Genomic DNA, 1579 nt, shown 5'->3' with positions numbered 1-1579 from the left:
GCCACCTCTATTCGCGACAAAACTTCAAGCTCAACCGCGCCGCCGCTCTCGCCGAGTGGCGCGGCCTCGGCGCGTCATAAGGGACAGCGATCCTGCCCTTGTGGAGAAGGGTTCGAATTGGTCTGACACCACCTTTCCGCTCGATACTACCTGCCGGACGAGGCCATCCAGTCTGGTGAATGGACGATGCCGAAGCCAAGGAGAAGCGCGTAGGCTCACGGCCGCTGTCAAAGAAGCTTTTGACAAAGAGGGTACTTCTTTTCCGTTTGCAAAAGTGGAAGTGCATCTCCTGTCTCCAGCCGCTACGAAAGCGCCTGCCCGAGCGAGCAGAAGTGCCACTGATTAGTTTACCAGAAAGAGTTGATTCCTATTGTCAATATCTGATTATCCTCCCCTATCGTGGCGCGGGTCGAAGTGCTTCTCAGGGTGGCCTTGATGGAGGTCTTATTCGAAAGACGATAGGCGACGGTTGCTCCCCAACCGCTTTGACTTCTTCGATCGTCGTTGCCGATACCATTCAATTGCGTGCGCCCGCCAGCGCCATAGCCGGTGCCCACAGAAACCCAGATGCCATTGCTGAACGAATACGTGGCATGGCCCTCAATCGAGTAAAATGGTTCCTGCTGCAAACGGTTACCATTGAAAAACGAGCTGTTTTCCTGAAACAGCAATGCCGCCAAGGTGGTCTCGAACGACCAGCTGCCCTGATTGCGCAGCACACCCATCTGCGGCTGAAAAACAAAACGATTTCCGCCGATGTTGAGGAGCTTGCTGTCATCATACTGCCCAGTTGGAAACTGGACGGCGAGGGACGCTCCCAAGATTGTCTCAGTCTTTCGGCTCGCGCGATATCTGGTGAATTCTTCACCTCGCAACGGCGGTGCACCAATCAGATTCATCGACAACCGCATCGCCGTATCGGTCAGCCCCTCACGCGTAGTCGAAGCTGGCGCGCCATTCAGCAAACCTGCCCAGCGGGCCTTCTGCCAACCCTGTAGCACCTCGATCCGGGCTGACTTTCCAAAGGCCTCGAAAGTTCTGATGTAACCCAAAGCTAAGGTTTGCTTGTTGCTTGTCGCGTTTTCGATACGCAGAACCGGGTCGAAATAAATATCAGAATCTCCGTGGGAATATGCGCCAACAATGTAGTTCAGTTTGGTCGGCAAATGTGCCCATCTCCTAGGCTCCAATTCCTGGCCGAAAGACTGCGCGGCTGTTGTAAGCAAAGCGAGGCTGCTCAAGAAGGAAATGAGAAATAGTTGCGGGATTGGCACTTCTATTTTCCTTTTCCTTCAAATTCTGTTCGGGACAGAGGGCGAGCAATTAACTTAGACTCGAACAATTCAGACGCTTTGTCGGCAACCAGCTTCAGCTATACTTGGCACCGAGCAAACTGCATAGGCTCGTTTCAGAACCCTGCGACCCGCTGCACGAGCCAGAAGGTCGCCAGACGGCGGTGTCAGAGGAACCTGGCTTGCGGCGAGGCAGGGCGCCGACTAGCGTCGCTTGATGTCGAAACCTGACCCGTTCAAATACTTCAAGACGAGCCGCGCGATCATCCGCCTGGCGGTGATGATGT

Annotated in this window: 1 protein-coding gene and 1 pseudogene; one reads left to right on the top strand and one right to left on the bottom strand. The window is 54.5% G+C overall.

The genetic code is table 11. From position 1 onward, the window contains the following. Positions 1 to 80 (top strand): annotated as a pseudogene (locus R5H32_RS20880) (IS6 family transposase); the annotation flags it as partial. 267 nt (positions 81 to 347) lie between these two features. On the opposite strand, the gene R5H32_RS20875 reads toward R5H32_RS20880, so the two are convergent. Further along, a complete protein-coding gene (locus R5H32_RS20875) occupies positions 348 to 1166 on the bottom strand; it encodes a transporter (RefSeq protein ID WP_318340560.1) in 819 nt (272 codons plus the stop codon). Between the last annotated feature and the right edge of the window lie 413 nt (positions 1167 to 1579).

Source organism: Defluviimonas sp. D31, from assembly GCF_033436765.1.
Lineage (GTDB): Bacteria > Pseudomonadota > Alphaproteobacteria > Rhodobacterales > Rhodobacteraceae > Albidovulum.
Note: the sequence above shows the minus strand (reverse complement) of the source record. Positions and strands in the feature narration are given on the sequence as shown.